The organism is Pseudomonas sp. 203-8 (genome assembly GCF_020708595.1).
Taxonomy (GTDB): Bacteria; Pseudomonadota; Gammaproteobacteria; order Pseudomonadales; family Pseudomonadaceae; genus Pseudomonas; species Pseudomonas aeruginosa.
Map to the genome: position 1 here is coordinate 574211 of NZ_JAJFDF010000002.1, position 16078 is coordinate 590288.

Here is a 16078-nt window from a genome sequence, read left to right on the forward strand (position 1 = left end):
GGCGCTTGGCTATTGTGGAAAGAACTCTTTGGAATTTGTAAATCAATATTTCAGTCGGCCGCGAGGTGACAGTTATGTGAACGGCAAGAGGCGCTGACAGGAAACCCTAAAAGTTATTCTCCGATGGATTCGCAGGCCTTTAGATCGGGGTTTTTCGCAGCGCATCCAGTGTTATCGAAGAGCACCTTTCGGCGAACTCCGTTGTCCGCCGAGAAGGCCGCTGCATTGCTTGACCTTGCCACCGTGGCAAGCTTTACGGTCGCCCCGCACAACAACAAAAACAAGGGTGATCCAAATGACTTCAAATCCGTTACAGCAATGCTGCAATTCTTCCTCCGATATGAATATCCGCCCCCAGCGGACAATGTCGGAACCTGCCCGAAATGCATCGGCTCTCCTGGCTGAAGCCTTGAAACCGGGTGCCTCCCTGGACCAGATCACGCTCGCGCTCGAGGCGATTCTCGCGGTCACGGCCAAAGGCCTGGGCGGTGATGCTTCGGCTTACGCGCAGTACCAGGCGTTGCTCCTGGAACTGCACGTAGGCAGCGATCCGCATACGGAGCCGACCCGCCGCTGGATGGCGAGCCAGGTCTACCTGGTCGAGGATCGTTTCGCTCCCGAGCCGGCCGGTTTCAGCGCCGTCCCGGTGGAGGAGTTCCGCAAGAAGGTCGACGCCGAGATCGAGGCGCGCAGCCGGGTGCGCCATCCCATGTCGGTCCACCTGTTCCAGGGCACGCCGCCGGTCGAGGACGTGCGCTTCTTCCTGGAACACCATTGGGTCCGTTCCTACAACTTCTACAGCCTCCTGGCGGAGCTGGCCTTCCGTTTCGAAAACATCGAGGACGCCTCGGTGTTCTACCGCAACCTCTACGGCGAGGCCGGGGCGGAGACGCCGGAGCGCTCGCACCCCGCGTTGCTGTCCCACCTGATGACCTACTTCGACATTCCGCTGCGCATCGATTTCCCGGCGCTGCATCCGCTGGAGAAGGCCTACCTCAACAACCGTATCCGTTGCGTGCGGCACACCGATGTCGCCTGGGGCCTTGCGCTCCTGTACGCGGTCGAGTCGGTGAGCTGCGTCAACCACCGGCGTATCTACGAACTCCTGCAGCGCCTGGGCGTGCCCGAGCAACCCAGCGAGTTCCATCGCCTGCACGGCACCCAGGACGAGATCGATACCGAGGAGATGTGGGCGCTGATCGCCAAGTTCGCGCCGAGCGAAGACTTCCAGCGCAAGTTCATGCAGTCGCTGGCGCGCCACTTCGAAATCAACCGGGCCTACTTCGACCTGCTCTGGGAGCAGATGCAGGCGAATTCCCTGGCCATGGCCTGATGCCTATCCAGAACAAGAACAAGGAGTACAGGATGAATACCCGCAATTTTTCCCTGCCGCAGTTGCAGAACCTGCCCATCGATGAAGCACGCATCGTTGCCGATGCGCTGGCCGTCCACGCTACTTCCCGCCAGATCGATAGCGCCGCGAGCAAGCTGGCCGCGCTGGCCGAGGCAGGGCTCAAGGGCGACCGCCAGGCCTATGCCGCGTACCAGCAGTTGCTCTACGTCCTTTCGTTGAGCGACGACGTGGCGACCGCCCAGACCCGGCGCTGGCTGGCCCGGGCGATCTATCGCGTCGAAGAGCGTTTCATGCCCGCCGCCGATCTTTCCAGGGCGTTGTCCGAGGAGGATTTCCAGAAGCGACTCGAACAGGAAATCGCCGCGCAGTCCCGCGAGCGGCACCCGATGTCGCAGTACGTGTTCTCCGGCTCGGCCTCCCGCGCGCAGCTCCAGGTGTTCCTCCGTCACCAGTGGTTCCGCACCTTCCGCCTGTACCGCGATGCGGCCGACCTGTTGGTCAACCTGACCGATGTGGACGAGGCCGCGGCGCTCGCGCGTTACCTCTATGGCGAGTTGGGCGAGGAAGACGAAAAGGGTTCGCATCCGCGCCTGCTGGCCAAGCTGCTCGAGGCCATCGGCCTTGAGGCGGACTTCCAGGCCGTGTCGACGATGCCCGAGGAAATCGCCTACCTGAACAATCGCGCCCGTGCCTTCCGGCATGCCGAGGTCGGTTGGGGGCTGGCGGTGTTCTACATCACCGAACTGGTCGTGCCGGGGAACCACGAAAAGCTCTATCGGGCCCTGCTCCAGGCCGGCCTGAGCGAGGACCAGGCGGAGTACTACAAGGTCCACATCAGCCTCGTACCGCCGCGGGCCAAGCGCGAATGGCAACTCATCGCGCGGCGGGTTCCGGACGTGCAGTTCCAGAATGCGTTCCTGACCTCGCTATCGCAGCACTTCCGTGTGGAAAGGGCCTATTACGACGCGATCTGGGAAGAGATGCAGAGCGTCAAGTGACTTCCACCGGGACAAAGCGAGCACTCGAAAATGCCAAGTCACATTACGGAATCCCGTATACACGGGGGCGCCTACTCGTCCCCGGCATTCGCCGCGATCTTTTCCGATACCAACCAGGTGCGGAGGTGGCTGGATGTCGAGCGAGCCTTGGCGGCGACCCAGGGCGAGATGGGCATCATCCCCCACGAGGCGGCGCGGGAGATCGACCGCGCCGCCCAGGTGGAGCGCTTCGACCTCATGCAACTGGGCCGCGAAAGCCTGGAGACAGGGCACCTGCTGGTGCCTACCATCCGCGCCCTGGCGAGGTTGTGCGAGGGTAGCTGGGGGGAGTACGTGCACTATGGCGTGACCACTCAGGACATCCTCGACACCGGGCTGATGCTGCAGGTCAAGGAAGCCTGGGGCCATACGCTCGGGCTCCTGCACTCGATCCGTGGCCATCTGCTGGCGCTCGCCCTGCGCCACCAGCACACGCCGATGGTTGCACGCACCCACGGGCAGCAGGCGCTGCCCACGACCTTCGGCTACAAGGTCGCCGTCTGGGTGGATGAAATCGACCGTCACCTGGCGCGCTTCGACGAGGCGCGCGAACGCGTCCTGGTCGGCAACCTGACCGGTGCCGTGGGAACCCTGGCGTCGTTCGGCGCCCAGGGCTTCGAGCTACAGCGGCGAACCCTGGCCAGGCTTGGTCTCGGCGCGCCGTCGACCAGTTGGCACAGCGCCCGGGACCGGGTGCTGGAGGTTGCCGGGTTGCTGGTCCAGGTGTCGGTGACGCTGGGCCGGGTGGCGAACGAGATCTACCACTTGCAGCGCAGCGAAATCGATGAGGTACGCGAGCGCAGCCGGCCGGGACAGGTGGGCAGCAGCACCATGCCGCACAAGCGGAACCCGTCGTCGGTCGACCTGGTCAGCGCGCTGTCGCGGCTGGTGCGGGCACAGATGGTGGCGCTCACCGATGCCGCGTTCCAGTTGCACGAGCGCGACGGCACCGCCTGGCGCATCGAGTGGGCGGCGTTGCCGGAGCTGTTCGTCTACGCCGGCGCCTTGCTGACCCGCATGGAGGCGGTGCTGGCCGAGGGGCTCGAGGTGCGCGAGGAACGCATGCGCGCCAACCTCGACCTGCTGGGTGGGCTGATCCTGTCGGAGCGGGTCATGCTCGCGCTGGCGGGGCAGTTCGGCAAGCAGACCGCCCACGAACTGCTCCATGAGATAACCCAGGCCTCCCAGCGGCAGGGCGTTCCGTTCCGCGAGGCGCTGCTCGGGCAGCCAAGGTTGCGCGGCTGTTTCAGCGCCGAGGCGCTCGAAGAACTGCTCGACCCCGTCGGCTACGTCGGCCTCGCCGCGGAGATGGTCGACCTGGTCGCCGGCAAACCACGAACCGGCGCGTCGGGCGACAGGCCCGAAGGCGCCGCCTCTTCCCAAGGAAATCCCGGTCAGTCCCAGTACGTGATGGAGGATAGGTGATGGATGCTGAATCGCTGGAAATGCTTGCCCGTTCCTCGTGCACCGCGCATCCGCAGAGCTTCGGCGGCGCACCGGCCGAGTCGTCCTGCAAGCACGAACACAGTCACATCGTTGACTCTAAAACCCATGGCGGCGGCTACGCCGGTCCGGTGAGCCGACGGATCTTCTGTAGCCACTGCCGCCTGCAACGCTGGCTCGACGTGGAGGCGGCGCTGGCGCTGGCGCAGGCCGATGTCGGCGTCATTCCGCCCGAGGCCGCGCTGGAGATCGCGAAGGCCGCCAGGCTTTCGGCCGTTGACCTGCAGCAGATCGCCGACGGCGTGGCCAGCACCGGGCACTCGCTGATGCCCCTGCTGGGTGCGCTGCAACGGAACTGCAGCCCCAGCGCGCGCGAGTACGTGCATTTCGGCGCGACCACGCAGGATATCCAGGACACCGCGCAGTCCCTGGAAATGCGCGATGTGCTGGATGAAACGGAGCGGGCGCTGGACATCCTCCTGGACCGGCTCTCGGTGCTGGCGAGCGGGACCCGCAATGCGCTGATGGTCGCCAGGACCCACTCGATCCCGGCGTTGCCGACCACCTTCGGGCTGAAGGTGGCCGGCTGGATCGACGAGTTGCTGCGTCACCGCGAACGCCTGGGCGAGGCGCGCAAGCGGATCCTGGTGGTGCAACTGTTCGGCGGCGTGGGCACGATGGCCGCCTTCGGCGACGAGGCCATGCTCCTGCTCGAAAGCTTCGCGCGGCGGCTGTCGCTGGACGTGCCGCTGGCGGGTTGGCACGTGTCCCGCGACCGGGTTACCGAGTTCGTCAGCACCCTGGCCATGGTCACCGCGTCCCTGGCGCGGATCGCCGACGAGATCCGCACCCTGAACCGCTGGGAGATCGGCGAGCTGGAGGTGGGATGGACGCAGCAGCAGATCGGTAGCAGCACCATGCCCCACAAGCGCAATCCGGAAGGCTGCGAGCAGGTCGTGGTGCTGGCCCGGCTGGCCAAGGCCCAGGTCCTGCTCGCGTTGGACGCCATGATCCTCGAGCACGAGCGGGACTACCGCGGCACGCGCCTGGAATGGTGTGCGGTGGCGGACGTTTCCCACTATGCGCTGATGGCGCTGTCGCTGCTGACCGACACCATCGACGGGCTCACGGTCCACGACGAGACCATGGCGCGGACGGCGAATGCATACAGCGATGCGATCTGTACCGAGGCGTTCGTCTTCGAGATGGCCAAGCAACTGGGCAAGAGCAGCGCTTACGAAATCATCTTCGAGATCACCCAGGCCTGCCAGCGCAAGCGGATTCCGATGCGCCAGGCGCTCGAGTCGGATCCGCGGGTGGGCGCCGTCATGCCGAAGGAAACCCTGGCCAGGCTGTTCGAGCCGCGGACCCATCTCGGCATGGCCGGGACCATCGTCGACAAGGTGCTGGACAAGGTCGCCAGCCACCACTGAATCACCCGCCGCCAGAGGCGGCGGTACTGCACATCAACGGAGAACAAGAATGACAAAGGCTAACGAGATCGAAACCGCGAAGGTCAAGCAGTTTTCAGCACGGATCATGGAGGACTACGGCAATACCCTGCGCGGCGCGATGCTCTACATCGGCGACCGCCTGGGGCTGTTCAAGGCGCTCGCCCATGGCCAATGGGTGACCCTGGAAGAGCTGGCGCAGCAGACCGGCTACACCACCCGCTACCTGCGCGAATGGCTGGGCAGCATGGTCACCGGCAACTACCTGGCCTACGATCCGCAGAGCAGGAGCTATCGGTTGCCGGCCGAGTTCGTCCCGGTGCTCGCCGACGAGGACTCGCCTTATTTCGCCGGCGGGATCATCCAGTTGAGCGTGCCCTTCGTGAGCATGGCGCCGAGGATCATCGAGGCCTTCCGCTGCGGCGGCGGTTGCCCCGAGGAATCCTTCCCGCTGGAAACCTGGGAAGGCATGGAGCGCATGACCATGCCCTGGTACAAGCACTTCCTCGTGCAGCACTGGATTCCTTCGCTGGATGGCGTCAAGGAAAAGCTACAGGCGGGTGGCAGCGTGCTCGATTTCGGCTGCGGCAGCGGGCTGGCCGCGATCATGATGGCCAAGGCGTTCCCCGAAGCCCAGGTCTATGGCTGTGACTTCCACGCGCCGTCCATCGAACGCGCGCGGGCGAACGCCGAGGCCGCGGGGGTCGGCGACCGGGTGCGCTTCGAGGTCAGCGATTCCGATGCGCTGGCGGGCAAGAAGTTCGACTTCGTCACGACCTTCGTGGTCATCCACGACGCGACCGACCCGCAGCAGATGATGAAGGATCTGCGCGAGTCGACCGCCGACGATGGGACCTACCTGATGGTGGAACTCAACCTGTCGCAGGAACTGCACGAGAACATGAACCTGTTCGGTCGCGTGATGTACCCGCAGAGCACGCTGTATTGCATGACCTGTTCGCTGTCCCACGGCGGCGAGGGCCTCGGCGCCTTCATGGGCGAGGACCGCGCGCGGCAGATGGCCGAGGCCGCCGGCTTCAGTCGCTTCCGCAAGGTGCCTTCGGAGTGGCCGCCGCTGCCGGCGCTGTTCGAACTGCGACCCTGACGGCGTTATCCGGGACGGCCGGGACGGCGACCGTCGGATAGCGGTTGCCGTGGCCGCCGCCCGGCGCGTGCCGACTGGGCATGGCGGTCTCGGCTCGATCGCACCGGTGTTCAGGCCCGCTTCGGCGGGCTTTTCATGGCCCCCGGAAAAACGAAGCCCCGCCAATTGCGGGGCTTGCTTGCGGTGTGGGCGGCGCTCTCACAGGTCGAAGTCGTAGTCCGACAACTGGCGCTGCAGGCGGCGTTCTTCCAGCAGGTTGTCGATGATGCGACGCTTGGTCAGGTTGGTCTTGGCCACCTCGACGCTGGTTTCCTCGCCGTCATCCTCTTCAACGCCGGCTTCGTCGTCGATCTCGAGTTCTTCTTTGGCTTTTGCCATGACATTCACTCCAACTTATGGGGTGGTAATGGCGCACCTTATAGCGACAAAGCCGTGGCTGGTAAAAAAGATTTTTTCAATCGTAAAGATAGGATTTCGAATAGTTGATCAATCGTCTGAAGTCTTGTGCTTGTATTCGCACAGGTCCTCGATCCGGCAGCTTCCGCATTGCGGCTTGCGCGCCTTGCAGACGTAGCGGCCATGCAGGATCAGCCAGTGGTGGGCATCGAGCAGGTACTCGCGCGGCACGAACTTCAGCAGTTTCTTCTCCACCTCCAGAACGTTCTTTCCCGGTGCTATGCCGGTGCGGTTGGCGACGCGGAAGATATGCGTGTCCACCGCCATGGCCAGTTGCCGGAAGGCGGTGTTGAGCACCACGTTGGCGGTCTTGCGGCCAACCCCGGGCAGGGCTTCGAGGTCCTCGCGGTTGTCGGGGACCTGGCCGCCGTGCTTTTCGATGAGGATGCGGCAGGTTTCGATGACGTTCTTCGCCTTGCTGTTGTAGAGGCCGATGGTCTTGATGTACTCCGACAGCCCCTCGACGCCGAGGGCGTGGATCGCCTCGGGGGTGTTGGCCACCGGATAGAGGCGGGCGGTGGCCTTGTTCACCCCGACGTCGGTGGCCTGGGCGGAGAGGATCACCGCGATGAGCAGTTCGAAGGGGGTGGTGTAGGCCAGTTCGGTCCTTGGCTCGGGGTTGTCTTCGTGCAGTCGGCGGAAGATCTCCGCGCGCTTGGCGGCATTCATTCAATCACTCCGGTGACGCGGACGCGCTGGCGCTGGGTGGCGGGTACGTCGCCCGCCTGCACCTTGGCGCGTTCCGCCAGGCTTTCATCGATACGGTTCTTCAGGGCGATCAGCAGGCCGAGCATGATGAACGCGCCCGGCGGCAGGATCGCCAGCAGGAAGCCCTGGTACTGCGGGAACGGCTGGATCTTCCAGTCCGCCGCCGCCGGGCCGAACAGCAAGTGCATGTCGGCCAGCAGGGTACCCTGGCCGAGCAGCTCGCGCAGGCCGCCGAGGACCAGCAGGACCAGGGCGAAGCCGAGGCCCATCAGCAGTCCGTCGAAGCTGGCGCGCAGCACGCCGTTCTTCGCCGCGAAGGCCTCGGCGCGACCGAGGATCACGCAGTTGGTGGTGATCAGCGGGATGAAGATGCCGAGGACCTGGTACAGCTCGTAGGTCCAGGCCTGCATCAGCAGTTCGATGCAGGTGGTCAGCACGGCGATGATCATGACGAACGCCGGTAGCCGGATCGCCTCGCTTACCGCGCCGCGCACCAACGATACCGCGGCATTGGAGCAGGCCAGCACGAGCATGGTGGCCAGGCCCAGGCCGAGGGCGTTGACCGTCGAGTTGCTGGTGCCCAGCAGCGGGCACAGGCCGAGCAACTGGACCAGGCCCGGGTTGTTGCGCCACAGGCCGTTGCGGGCGATCTCGCGGAAATCTTGTTCACTCATGTCCGGCAGCCTCTTCGGGGGCGAGCAGGCGTTCGCGGTTGGCGTCGAAGTAGCGCAGCGCCTTGTGCACGGCGCGGACCACGGCGCGCGGGGTGACGGTGGCGCCGGCGAACTGGTCGAACGTACCGCCGTCCTTCTTCACCGCCCAGCCGGCGTCCGCCGGATCGCCCAGGCTCTTGCCGTCGAAACCGTGCACCCAGGGACTCTTGGCCAGTTCGATGCGGTCGCCGAGGCCGGGGGTTTCCTTGTGCGCGACGACCCGCACGCCGAGCAGCCGGCCCTGGGCGGTGACCCCGACCAGTAGCTGGATGGCGCCGCTGTAGCCATCCGGCGCGCTGGCCTGGAGGATGACTGCGCTGGCCTGGCCGTGCAGGCGGGCGACATAGGCCGGACGCGGCGCATCCAGGCCGAGCAGCTTCGGCGCGAAGGTTGGCACCTGGCTGTCCAGCGGATGGTTGTCGTAGCTGCCCGGCGGCAGCAGTTCCAGCAGGGCGCGGCCGCGCGCCTCGCGCTGGGCTTCGGCGATGCGCGCCTCTGTGAATTGCTGCACCAGGGCCACCAGGCCCACCCCGACCAGGGCGAAGAGCCCGAGCAGGAGGGCGTTGCGCAGCATCGAACGGCGAGTCGCGGCGTCCATCAGTCGCCTGCCTTGAAGCCGCGCTCGGCCTTGCGATGGCCGTAGGTGCGCGGCCGGGTGTAGTAGTCGATGGTCGGCGCCGCCAGGTTCATCAGCAGCACGGCGAACGCCACGCCATCGGGATAGCCGCCCCAGGTGCGGATGACGTAGGTGAGGACGCCGACGCCGAGGCCGAAGACCAGCCGCCCGCGATTGCTGGTGGCGCCGGACACCGGGTCGGTGACGATGAAGAAGGCGCCGAGCATGGTCGCCCCGCTGAACAGATGGAACAGTGGCGAGCCATGGGAATCGGAGCCGGAACCATTCCAGAACAGCAGGCTCATGGCGAACAGGCCGGCGAGCATGCCCAGCGGCGCGTGCCAGGTGAACAGCCGGCGCCAGAGCAGGAACAGGCCGCCGAGGAGGAACGCCAGGTTGACCCACTCGCTGCCGGCGCTACCGAGGTGGCCGAAGGCCGGGTTGCCGGCGAACAGCTCATCGACGGTCAGGCTGCGGTCGGTCTTCAGCACGTCGAGGGCGGTGGCGTGGGCCCAGGCGTCCGGCCGGGTAGCGAGGCCGAGGAATTCGCGGAGGCTGTCGGGCAGGCCGAGGGCGCTGTCCGGCGAGGGCCAGCGGGTCATTTCCAGGGGAAACGAGACCAGCGCCACGACGTAGCCGAGCATCGCCGGGTTGAACGGGTTCTGTCCGAGGCCGCCGTACAGGTGCTTGCCGAATACCAGGGCGAAGAAGGTCGCCACCAGGGTCAGCCACCAGGGGGCGTAGGGCGGCAGGGCGACTGCCAGCAACAGGGCGGTGACCAGCGCGCTGCCGTCCTTGAGGAACACCCCCGGCGGACGTTTGCGCAGGGCCAGCATGGCGGCTTCGCAGGCCAGCGCGACGAGGCTGGCCCAGGCCAGGTTGAGCAGGGTGCCCGGGCCGTACAGCCAGGTCAGCGTCAGCAGGCCGGGGACGCAGGCGCCGAGCACCAGGCGCATGATCGCCGGGGTACGGTTGGAGCCGCGGGCGTGGGGCGAGGTGGGGCGGGGCAGGGCCATGGTCACTCCGTGCCGTGTTCGGTCAGGGCGCGCTCGGCGGCGCTCAGGCGCGCGCGGGCGGCGGCGAGTGCGGCGGCGTCGGCGTTCGCCAGGCGTTCGAGCTTCTTCAGGGCGGCGCGGGCGTAGGCCAGCTCGGTCTTCAGCTCGCGGGTGCGCGGGTCGACCGGGCGCTTGTCGATCCGCACCAGCTCCGGCGCCGGCTTGCCGCAGGCGTCCTCGGCGGCATGCAGGTCGCGCTCGGCGGCTTGCAGCTCGCCGCGCAGGCGTTCCAGCTCGCTGTCCATCACCCCGGCCTGCTCGGCCTTCTTCAAGGCCGCGCGCTTGCCGACCAGGGCGATCTTCGCCCGCTTCAGCGCCGCCTGGCCGTCGTCGCCGGGCGCCGCGGGCTTCGGCGCGTGACGCTCGAGGCGGGCCAGGGTGGCTTCGCAACGCTCGACCTCGGCGCGCAGTTCGTCGAGGGTCGCCCGCTGCTCGGCGCCGGGCGCTTCGCCGAAGGCCTTTTCCGAGCGCTTGAGCTGGGCGCGGGCCATGGCGGCCTGGGCCTTGGCCTTCTTCAGTTCGGCTTCGTCGTCGAGCGCGGCAGGCGGTGCGCTGGGTAGGTCGCGCGGCAGGCTGGCTTCGGCATCGGCCAGGGCCTTGTCGGCGGCCTCGGCGGCGGCGCGCAGTTCCGCGACCAGGCCATGCTGTTCCGGGGTGTCGTGGCTGAGCAACTGTTTCTCGGCCTTCTTCAGGGCCACCCGCGCCATGCTCGCTTCGATCTTCAGCCGTTTCAGCCGTTCGCTGCCGCTACCGGCCTGCTTGCGCGCCCTGGCCCGCTCGATCGCCGCCTGCACCGGGTCGACCGCCGTGGCGGGGGCGGCTTCCTCGCGCTCGGCCTGGGCGGCGCGCGCCAGCGCGGCCTTCTCCGCGCGTTGGGCGCGTTCTGCGGCCCGGCGCTCCTCGTCGCGGCGCAGGCGAGCCTGGCGTTGCTCGAAACGCTCACGGGATTGTTCGGCCTTCAGCAGCTTCTGCCGCTGCTCGCGGATCTCCGCCTTGGACGCGCGGTAGTACTGCACCAGGGGAATGCTCGACGGGCAGACGTAGGCGCAGGCGCCGCATTCGATGCAATCGAACAGGTTGTGGGCGAGCAATTGCTCGTGCTCGTCGCCCAGGGCGAAGAAATGCAGTTGTTGTGGCAGCAGGCTGACGGGGCAGACCTGGGCGCAGTCGCCGCAGCGGATACAGGGCATGGCCGGCACTGGTTCCGGCAGCTCCGTGGCATCGCCGGCGAGCAGGCAGTTGCAGGTCTTGATCAGCGGCACCGAGAGATCGGGCAGGGCGAAGCCCATCATCGGCCCGCCCATCAGCACGCGTTCCAGGCGTCCCTCGGCGAGGCCGGCGAACGCCAGCAACTCGTGTACCGGCGTACCGATCAGCGCCTCGACGTTCATCGGCCGCTCCAGGGCGCCGCCGGCGAGGGTAGTGATCCGCGAGATCAGCGGCCGACCGAGGACGACGGCATCGTGCACGGCGGCCAGGGTGCCGACGTTCTGGCACAGGATGCCGATGTCCGCCGGCAGGCCGTCCGCCGGGACTTCCCTGCCGGTGAGCAACTGGATCAGCTGGCGCTCGCCGCCCGAGGGATAGCGGGTCGGCAGGGCGACGATGCGATAGGGCCGTTCACCGAGGGCGGCGCCGAGGGCGGCGATGGCTTCCGGTTTGTCGTCCTCGATGCCGACCAGCACCTCTTCGGGGCATAGGATCTGCACCAGGATATCGATGCCGCCCAGCACCTGCGTGGCGCGCTCGCGCATGAGCAGGTCGTCGGCGCTGATGTAGGGCTCGCATTCGGCGCCGTTCACCACCAGCGTATGGATCTTTTCCGCCGGGCGCGCGGCGAGCTTGGCCGCGGTGGGGAAGCCGGCGCCGCCGAGACCGCCGATGCCGGCCGCGCGGATGCGTTCGAGCAACGCCAGCGGACTTTCGGCGCGGAAGTCCGGGCAGGGATGCAGCTCGGTCCAGCGCTCCAGGCCGTCGCTGGCGATGACGATGGCCGGCGCGGGAAGACCGGAGGCATGCGGATAGGGGTGTGCGCCGATCGCCACCACGGTACCCGAGGTCGGGGCATGCAGCGCGGCGCTGACGGTGCCGTCCGGGAGGGCGATGGTCTGGCCCTTGAGTACGGCCTGGCCGACTTCCACGCAAGGCCGCGCCGGCGCGCCGATGTGCTGGCCGAGCGGCACGATGTAGCGCTGCGCCAGCGGCGCCTGCTGGATCGGCAGGGCGGTGGAGCGCTCCTTGTTGGCCGGCAGGCAGAGGCCGCCGGGGAAGGCGTGCAGGGCGCTCATGCCGCTCGCTCCCGGTCGCTGGCGATCAGTCGCGGCGACGGCTGCGGCCATTTCCAGTGGCGCACGTCGTCCGGTATCTCGCGCATCTCGATGCAGTCCACCGGACAGGGCTCCAGGCACAGGTCGCAACCGGTGCATTCGTCGGCGATCACCGTGTGCATCAACCGTGCGGCGCCGACGATGGCGTCCACCGGGCAGGCCTGGATGCACTTGGTGCAGCCGATGCATTCGGCCTCGCGGATGTAGGCTACCCGCGGCGGGGTTTCCTCGGCGGCGTCGAGCGGCTCGGGCTCCAGGTCGAGCAGGTCGGCGAGGGCGCGGATGGTCGCTTCGCCGCCCGGCGGGCACTTGTTGATCTTGTCGCCGGCGGCGATCGCCTCGGCGTAGGGCTTGCAGCCGGGGTAGCCACACTGGCCGCACTGGGTCTGCGGCAACAGGGCGTTGACCTGCTCGGCGACCGGATCGCCCTGGACGCGGAAGCGCACCGCCGCATAGCCGAGCAGCGCACCGCCGGCCAGGCAGATCGGCAGCAGCGCGCCGATCGCCAGGAACACGCCGTTCATGGCCGGACCAACCCGCTGAAGCCCATGAACGCCAGCGACATCAGGCCGGCGGTGATCATGCCGATGGCCGCGCCGCGGAACGGCGCCGGCACGTCGGCGATGGCGATGCGCTCGCGCAGGGCGGCGAACAGCACCAGCACCAGGGAAAAGCCCAGCCCGGCGCCGAAGCCCTGGGTAGTGGCCTGGAGGAAGCCGTATTCAGCCTTGTTGGCGTTGAGCACGGCGACGCCGAGGACGATGCAATTGGTGGTGATCAGCGGCAGGAAGATGCCGAGCACCCGGTACAGCAGCGGGCTGGTCTTCTTCACCAGCATCTCGGTGAACTGCACCACCACCGCGATCACCAGGATGAAGCCGATGGTGCGCAGGTACTCCAGGTCCAGCGGGCGCAGCACGTAGCGTTGCAGGATATGGCTGCACATCGCCGCCAGGGTCAGGACGAAGGTGGTGGCGAGGGACAGGCCGATGGCCGTCTCGATCTTCCGCGACACGCCCATGAACGGGCACAGGCCGAGGAACTGCACCAGGACAAAGTTGTTGACCAGGATGGCGCTGACCAGGATCAGGGCGAGTTCAGTCATACGCGAAGCATTCGTTGCAGGGCCGGGGCCGTCGGGGGAAATCCCCTATTATCGGGTGGGATTGCCCTGCAAGGCTAGCGCAAACACGTACGAAAGACCGGGAGACGGACTGCCGTTGCGTCTCCCGGGGTCGCGCTCACTGCAACCTGGCCCGCTCCAGCAGCGCCCAGGCCAGGGCGAAGGTCGGTTCGCCATCCTCGCTCTGCTCGCTGGCGCTGACCACGATCCACCGCGCGCCCGCCGGCTTGGCTGCCCACAGGCGGTATTCGCTGCCTGCGGAGCCGCCGTCGTCTTCCTCTACCTTGTAGCGCGCCTCGCCGTCGCCCAGGCGCCTGCTCGCCAGGTCGGGCGGGGGCGGCGCGTCCTGGCGCTGGACCTCCAGTTGGCGTGGGTTGCGCAGCTTGCCGCCTTCGTCGAAGCGGAAGCCCTCGGCGCTGCGCCGCGCGTCGAAGCCGACGGGGCGCTCCACCACCAGGCCGTTCGGGTGGGTCAGGGTCTTGTCGAAGTCCACCCCGGACTCCGCGGTGCAGGCCAGCAGGGCGAGGCTGGCGAGAATCAGGGCGACTGTCTTCATGGGAACCTCATTCCAGGGTCGAGGAAGGTGGCGTAGGCATCGTCGACGAACATCGGCCAGCCCGGCGACAGGTTGTCGTCCCAGGGCCGCGAGGTGTATTCCGAGGCCAGCGCGCGGACATTGTCCCGCGGCCAGTTGCGCGGATTGCCGGCGTAGGCGCGGAGATCGATGGAGGGAAATGCGCCGCGGGTCTTCGGCAACTTGCGCAGGTCCTGTTGCGACGCGAGGTTGGCGACGTAGCGGATGTAACGGGCGGTGGCGAAGATGTTGAATTCGTCGGAAGCCAGCAGGGTGGCGACCGCCTTGCGCGACAGACCGCGGCGCACCGGCTGGCCGAGCAGGTCGGTGAACAGCTCGTACTTGATCGCGGTGGAGACCACCACCTGGCCGAGGCCGATGGAGGTGTTGGCGCTCTTGATGCTGACTGCCGCCTGATAGTCCTTGGCGTCTTCGTCGCGGGTCTGGTCACGCTGCTCGGCGAGGATGATCGCGCCGATCAGTTGCGGCGTCAGGTCGTACTTGCGCGCGGCCGCGGACATGACCTTGGCCCGCGACGGCGGGTTGCCCGGATAGGCGTCGGGGAACAGCGTGCTGATCGGCTGGCCGACCAGCGTCTGTGCCTGGTTCAGCTTGTCTTGCGGCGAAAGCTGGCTCAGGTAGGCGCCCAGGTCGCCGAGCGGGTTGCTGTACTTGGTGACGGTCGCCGGGTCCTTGTTGAGCAGCTTGAGCTGGTCGCCGAAGGCAATGGACGGCAGGTCGGTCGGATTGACGCCGGTGGCGCCGACCCCGCTGAACGGACCCTGGATCGCCTGGCTGGCCACCCCGGTGGCTCCCGCCGCGGCGAAGCCCAGGCGACCGGCGGCGTCGGCGAGGTCGGCGCAGATGTCGAAGAAGGTGATGGTGGGGAAGTAGATCCAGTTGTCGGTCTGGGTGCCCAGGGGATTGTTGATCAGGCTGCGGATCAAGGCATTGCGTGCCTGGTAGCGCTGCATGGTGGTGCGCCCGGCGATGCTGGCGATCAGCGAGCGCGCCAGTTCCGGCGGGCCCACCCGCTGGAACAGCTTGATCAGCGAGCCGCTCTTGTCGAGTGCGGCGATGGTCGCATCGGGCACGTTGTCGTTGCGGATCGCGGCGATCACCCGGCGGGCTTCCTGGCGGGTCACCTGCCAGTCGTCCCAGCTATAGGAAATCAGTGACTCGATCAGGTCGCTGGTGGCGGTCATCGGTCTTCCTCCTTGTGAGTTGCCAGGCCCGTCAGGCGGTCCTGGGCGAAAGAGCGGACCCTCCCGGTCCGCCCGTATGCCTGGGCTCAGCGCGCCTCGTTCTTGCCGGGCCGCCGCAACCAGCGCCACAGGCCGCGCAGCAACAGGCCCAGCGGCAGCAGCACGACGAGGAACGGCAGGCTGTAGGCGAAGAACTTCATTGCGGCGATGGTGCCATCGACAAGGTCGTCGAGCAGTTGCCCGGCGGCCGTGGCGAGCTGGCCGAGGCGGCTGTCCGGCTGCGCCTCGCTGCTGAAGCTCAGGGTCAGCAGGTTGGTAGCGATGCGCCGCTGCTGCTGGGCGCCGGCCTGGGCGTTGTCGGCCAGTTGGGCTTCCACCGCGGCGATTTCCTTGGCCAGGGCCAGCAGGTCGCCGACGCTCATGTCCTTGCGCCCCTGGTATTGCTGCAGGGTCTGGTACTCGCGTTGCAGGCGCTCGCGTTGCTGGCGGGTGTCGGCGACCGCCTGGGCCAGGTCCTCGGCGCGGGTCTGCCGGCTTTCCAGCGTGCCGCCCTCGGCAGCGGCCGCGACCAGCTTCTCCACGCCGTCCGGGACGATGCGCACGGTGAGTTCGGCGTAATGGCCGATACCGCCGCGTTGTTCGATGGCGAGCACGTCGCACTGGCCGAAGCGCTCGCTGTTGCAGGCGTCGCGGCTGGCGGCGAGTTGCGCGTCGATACGCGCGGCGGGAAGGCGGATGCCGACGCGGTGTTCGTAGGCGAGGGCGGTGCCGGGTTTGCCCGTCTCGCCCTGGAAACCGGCATTGCCGGAGACGCTTTCGGCGTGTTCGGCGGAGCATCCGTAGAGCGCCGCCAGCAGGACGCCGGCGGCAAGCTTCCATGCGTTCATTCTATCGAGCCCTCCGTGGCTTCG

At 67.4% G+C, this 16078-nt stretch carries 16 protein-coding genes; 5 read left to right on the forward strand and 11 right to left on the reverse strand.

The features are described from left to right. The first annotated feature begins 295 nt into the window (after nt 1-295). Genes LJF27_RS06090 through LJF27_RS06110 form a run of 5 tightly spaced genes read left to right on the forward strand, consistent with a single transcriptional unit; the run spans nt 296 to nt 6390 of the window. Entirely contained in the window at nt 296-1333 is a 1038-nt protein-coding gene (locus LJF27_RS06090) for an HOASN domain-containing protein (protein WP_023087114.1), read from the forward strand. Nucleotides 1334-1365: 32 nt separating this feature from the next. After that, nucleotides 1366-2352, forward strand: a complete 987-nt coding sequence (locus LJF27_RS06095; protein ID WP_023087115.1) for an HOASN domain-containing protein — start codon at nt 1366-1368, stop codon at nt 2350-2352. A 30-nt stretch (nt 2353-2382) separates the two neighbouring features. Beyond that, on the forward strand, nt 2383-3816 hold the full coding sequence (purB, locus tag LJF27_RS06100; protein WP_023117060.1) for an adenylosuccinate lyase: 1434 nt from the start codon (nt 2383-2385) through the stop codon (nt 3814-3816). Beyond that, nucleotides 3816-5267: a class-II fumarase/aspartase family protein gene (locus LJF27_RS06105; protein WP_003092055.1), complete on the forward strand. Its 1452-nt coding sequence runs from the start codon at nt 3816-3818 to the stop codon at nt 5265-5267. Before purB ends, LJF27_RS06105 begins: the two co-directional genes overlap by 1 nt. Nucleotides 5268-5316: 49 nt before the next feature. Next, complete coding sequence (locus LJF27_RS06110; RefSeq protein ID WP_003159535.1) at nt 5317-6390, forward strand: methyltransferase domain-containing protein; 1074 nt, start codon at nt 5317-5319, stop codon at nt 6388-6390. Nucleotides 6391-6588: 198 nt separating this feature from the next. On the opposite strand, the gene LJF27_RS06115 is transcribed toward LJF27_RS06110, so the two are convergent. From LJF27_RS06115 to LJF27_RS06165, 11 genes are all read right to left on the reverse strand, one after another. Beyond that, the gene (locus LJF27_RS06115) at nt 6589-6768 is read right to left on the reverse strand and encodes a PA3496 family putative envelope integrity protein (protein ID WP_003092052.1); all 180 of its coding nucleotides are present in this window, start codon (nt 6766-6768) and stop codon (nt 6589-6591) included. Nucleotides 6769-6876: 108 nt separating this feature from the next. After that, entirely contained in the window at nt 6877-7515 is a 639-nt protein-coding gene (gene nth / locus LJF27_RS06120; protein ID WP_003092050.1) for an endonuclease III, read from the reverse strand. Further along, complete coding sequence (locus LJF27_RS06125) at nt 7512-8228, reverse strand: electron transport complex subunit E (RefSeq protein ID WP_003107418.1); 717 nt, start codon at nt 8226-8228, stop codon at nt 7512-7514. The genes nth and LJF27_RS06125 overlap by 4 nt, the downstream gene beginning before the upstream one ends. Beyond that, on the reverse strand, nt 8221-8865 hold the full coding sequence (rsxG, locus tag LJF27_RS06130) for an electron transport complex subunit RsxG (protein WP_003092047.1): 645 nt from the start codon (nt 8863-8865) through the stop codon (nt 8221-8223). Before rsxG ends, LJF27_RS06125 begins: the two co-directional genes overlap by 8 nt. Beyond that, on the reverse strand, nt 8865-9899 hold the full coding sequence (locus tag LJF27_RS06135; RefSeq protein WP_003117527.1) for an RnfABCDGE type electron transport complex subunit D: 1035 nt from the start codon (nt 9897-9899) through the stop codon (nt 8865-8867). The genes rsxG and LJF27_RS06135 overlap by 1 nt, the downstream gene beginning before the upstream one ends. Before the next feature lie 2 nt (nt 9900-9901). Further along, complete coding sequence (gene rsxC / locus LJF27_RS06140; protein WP_009876886.1) at nt 9902-12226, reverse strand: electron transport complex subunit RsxC; 2325 nt, start codon at nt 12224-12226, stop codon at nt 9902-9904. Then, nucleotides 12223-12789, reverse strand: coding sequence for an electron transport complex subunit RsxB (rsxB, locus tag LJF27_RS06145; protein ID WP_003103780.1), 567 nt, complete (start codon nt 12787-12789; stop codon nt 12223-12225). Before rsxB ends, rsxC begins: the two co-directional genes overlap by 4 nt. Continuing rightward, nucleotides 12786-13370 (reverse strand): electron transport complex subunit RsxA, encoded by a 585-nt coding sequence (gene rsxA / locus LJF27_RS06150; RefSeq protein WP_229601846.1) that lies wholly within the window; start codon nt 13368-13370, stop codon nt 12786-12788. Before rsxA ends, rsxB begins: the two co-directional genes overlap by 4 nt. A 136-nt stretch (nt 13371-13506) precedes the next feature. Continuing rightward, nucleotides 13507-13944 (reverse strand): T6SS effector muramidase immunity protein Tsi3, encoded by a 438-nt coding sequence (tsi3, locus tag LJF27_RS06155; protein ID WP_003113900.1) that lies wholly within the window; start codon nt 13942-13944, stop codon nt 13507-13509. Next, a complete protein-coding gene (gene tse3 / locus LJF27_RS06160) occupies nt 13941-15167 on the reverse strand; it encodes a type VI secretion system effector muramidase Tse3 (protein WP_003092026.1) in 1227 nt (408 codons plus the stop codon). The genes tsi3 and tse3 overlap by 4 nt, the downstream gene beginning before the upstream one ends. 86 nt (nt 15168-15253) lie before the next feature. Beyond that, nucleotides 15254-16054 carry a DUF4349 domain-containing protein gene (locus LJF27_RS06165; protein WP_003117530.1) on the reverse strand — a complete coding sequence of 267 codons (801 nt, stop codon included), beginning with the start codon at nt 16052-16054 and terminating at the stop codon, nt 15254-15256. Nucleotides 16055-16078 lie beyond the last annotated feature (24 nt).

Coding starts and splice junctions, on each gene's coding strand:
- rsxG (WP_003092047.1), bottom strand. CDS start 8,865: ATGGACGCCGCGACTCGCCGTTCGATGCTGCGCAACGCCCTCCTGCTC.
- LJF27_RS06165 (WP_003117530.1), bottom strand. CDS start 16,054: ATGAACGCATGGAAGCTTGCCGCCGGCGTCCTGCTGGCGGCGCTCTAC.
- rsxB (WP_003103780.1), bottom strand. CDS start 12,789: ATGAACGGCGTGTTCCTGGCGATCGGCGCGCTGCTGCCGATCTGCCTG.
- rsxA (WP_229601846.1), bottom strand. CDS start 13,370: ATGACTGAACTCGCCCTGATCCTGGTCAGCGCCATCCTGGTCAACAAC.
- LJF27_RS06105 (WP_003092055.1), top strand. CDS start 3,816: ATGGATGCTGAATCGCTGGAAATGCTTGCCCGTTCCTCGTGCACCGCG.
- LJF27_RS06095 (WP_023087115.1), top strand. CDS start 1,366: ATGAATACCCGCAATTTTTCCCTGCCGCAGTTGCAGAACCTGCCCATC.
- LJF27_RS06125 (WP_003107418.1), bottom strand. CDS start 8,228: ATGAGTGAACAAGATTTCCGCGAGATCGCCCGCAACGGCCTGTGGCGC.
- LJF27_RS06115 (WP_003092052.1), bottom strand. CDS start 6,768: ATGGCAAAAGCCAAAGAAGAACTCGAGATCGACGACGAAGCCGGCGTT.
- rsxC (WP_009876886.1), bottom strand. CDS start 12,226: ATGAGCGCCCTGCACGCCTTCCCCGGCGGCCTCTGCCTGCCGGCCAAC.
- nth (WP_003092050.1), bottom strand. CDS start 7,515: ATGAATGCCGCCAAGCGCGCGGAGATCTTCCGCCGACTGCACGAAGAC.
- tsi3 (WP_003113900.1), bottom strand. CDS start 13,944: ATGAAGACAGTCGCCCTGATTCTCGCCAGCCTCGCCCTGCTGGCCTGC.
- purB (WP_023117060.1), top strand. CDS start 2,383: ATGCCAAGTCACATTACGGAATCCCGTATACACGGGGGCGCCTACTCG.
- LJF27_RS06090 (WP_023087114.1), top strand. CDS start 296: ATGACTTCAAATCCGTTACAGCAATGCTGCAATTCTTCCTCCGATATG.
- LJF27_RS06110 (WP_003159535.1), top strand. CDS start 5,317: ATGACAAAGGCTAACGAGATCGAAACCGCGAAGGTCAAGCAGTTTTCA.
- LJF27_RS06135 (WP_003117527.1), bottom strand. CDS start 9,899: ATGGCCCTGCCCCGCCCCACCTCGCCCCACGCCCGCGGCTCCAACCGT.
- tse3 (WP_003092026.1), bottom strand. CDS start 15,167: ATGACCGCCACCAGCGACCTGATCGAGTCACTGATTTCCTATAGCTGG.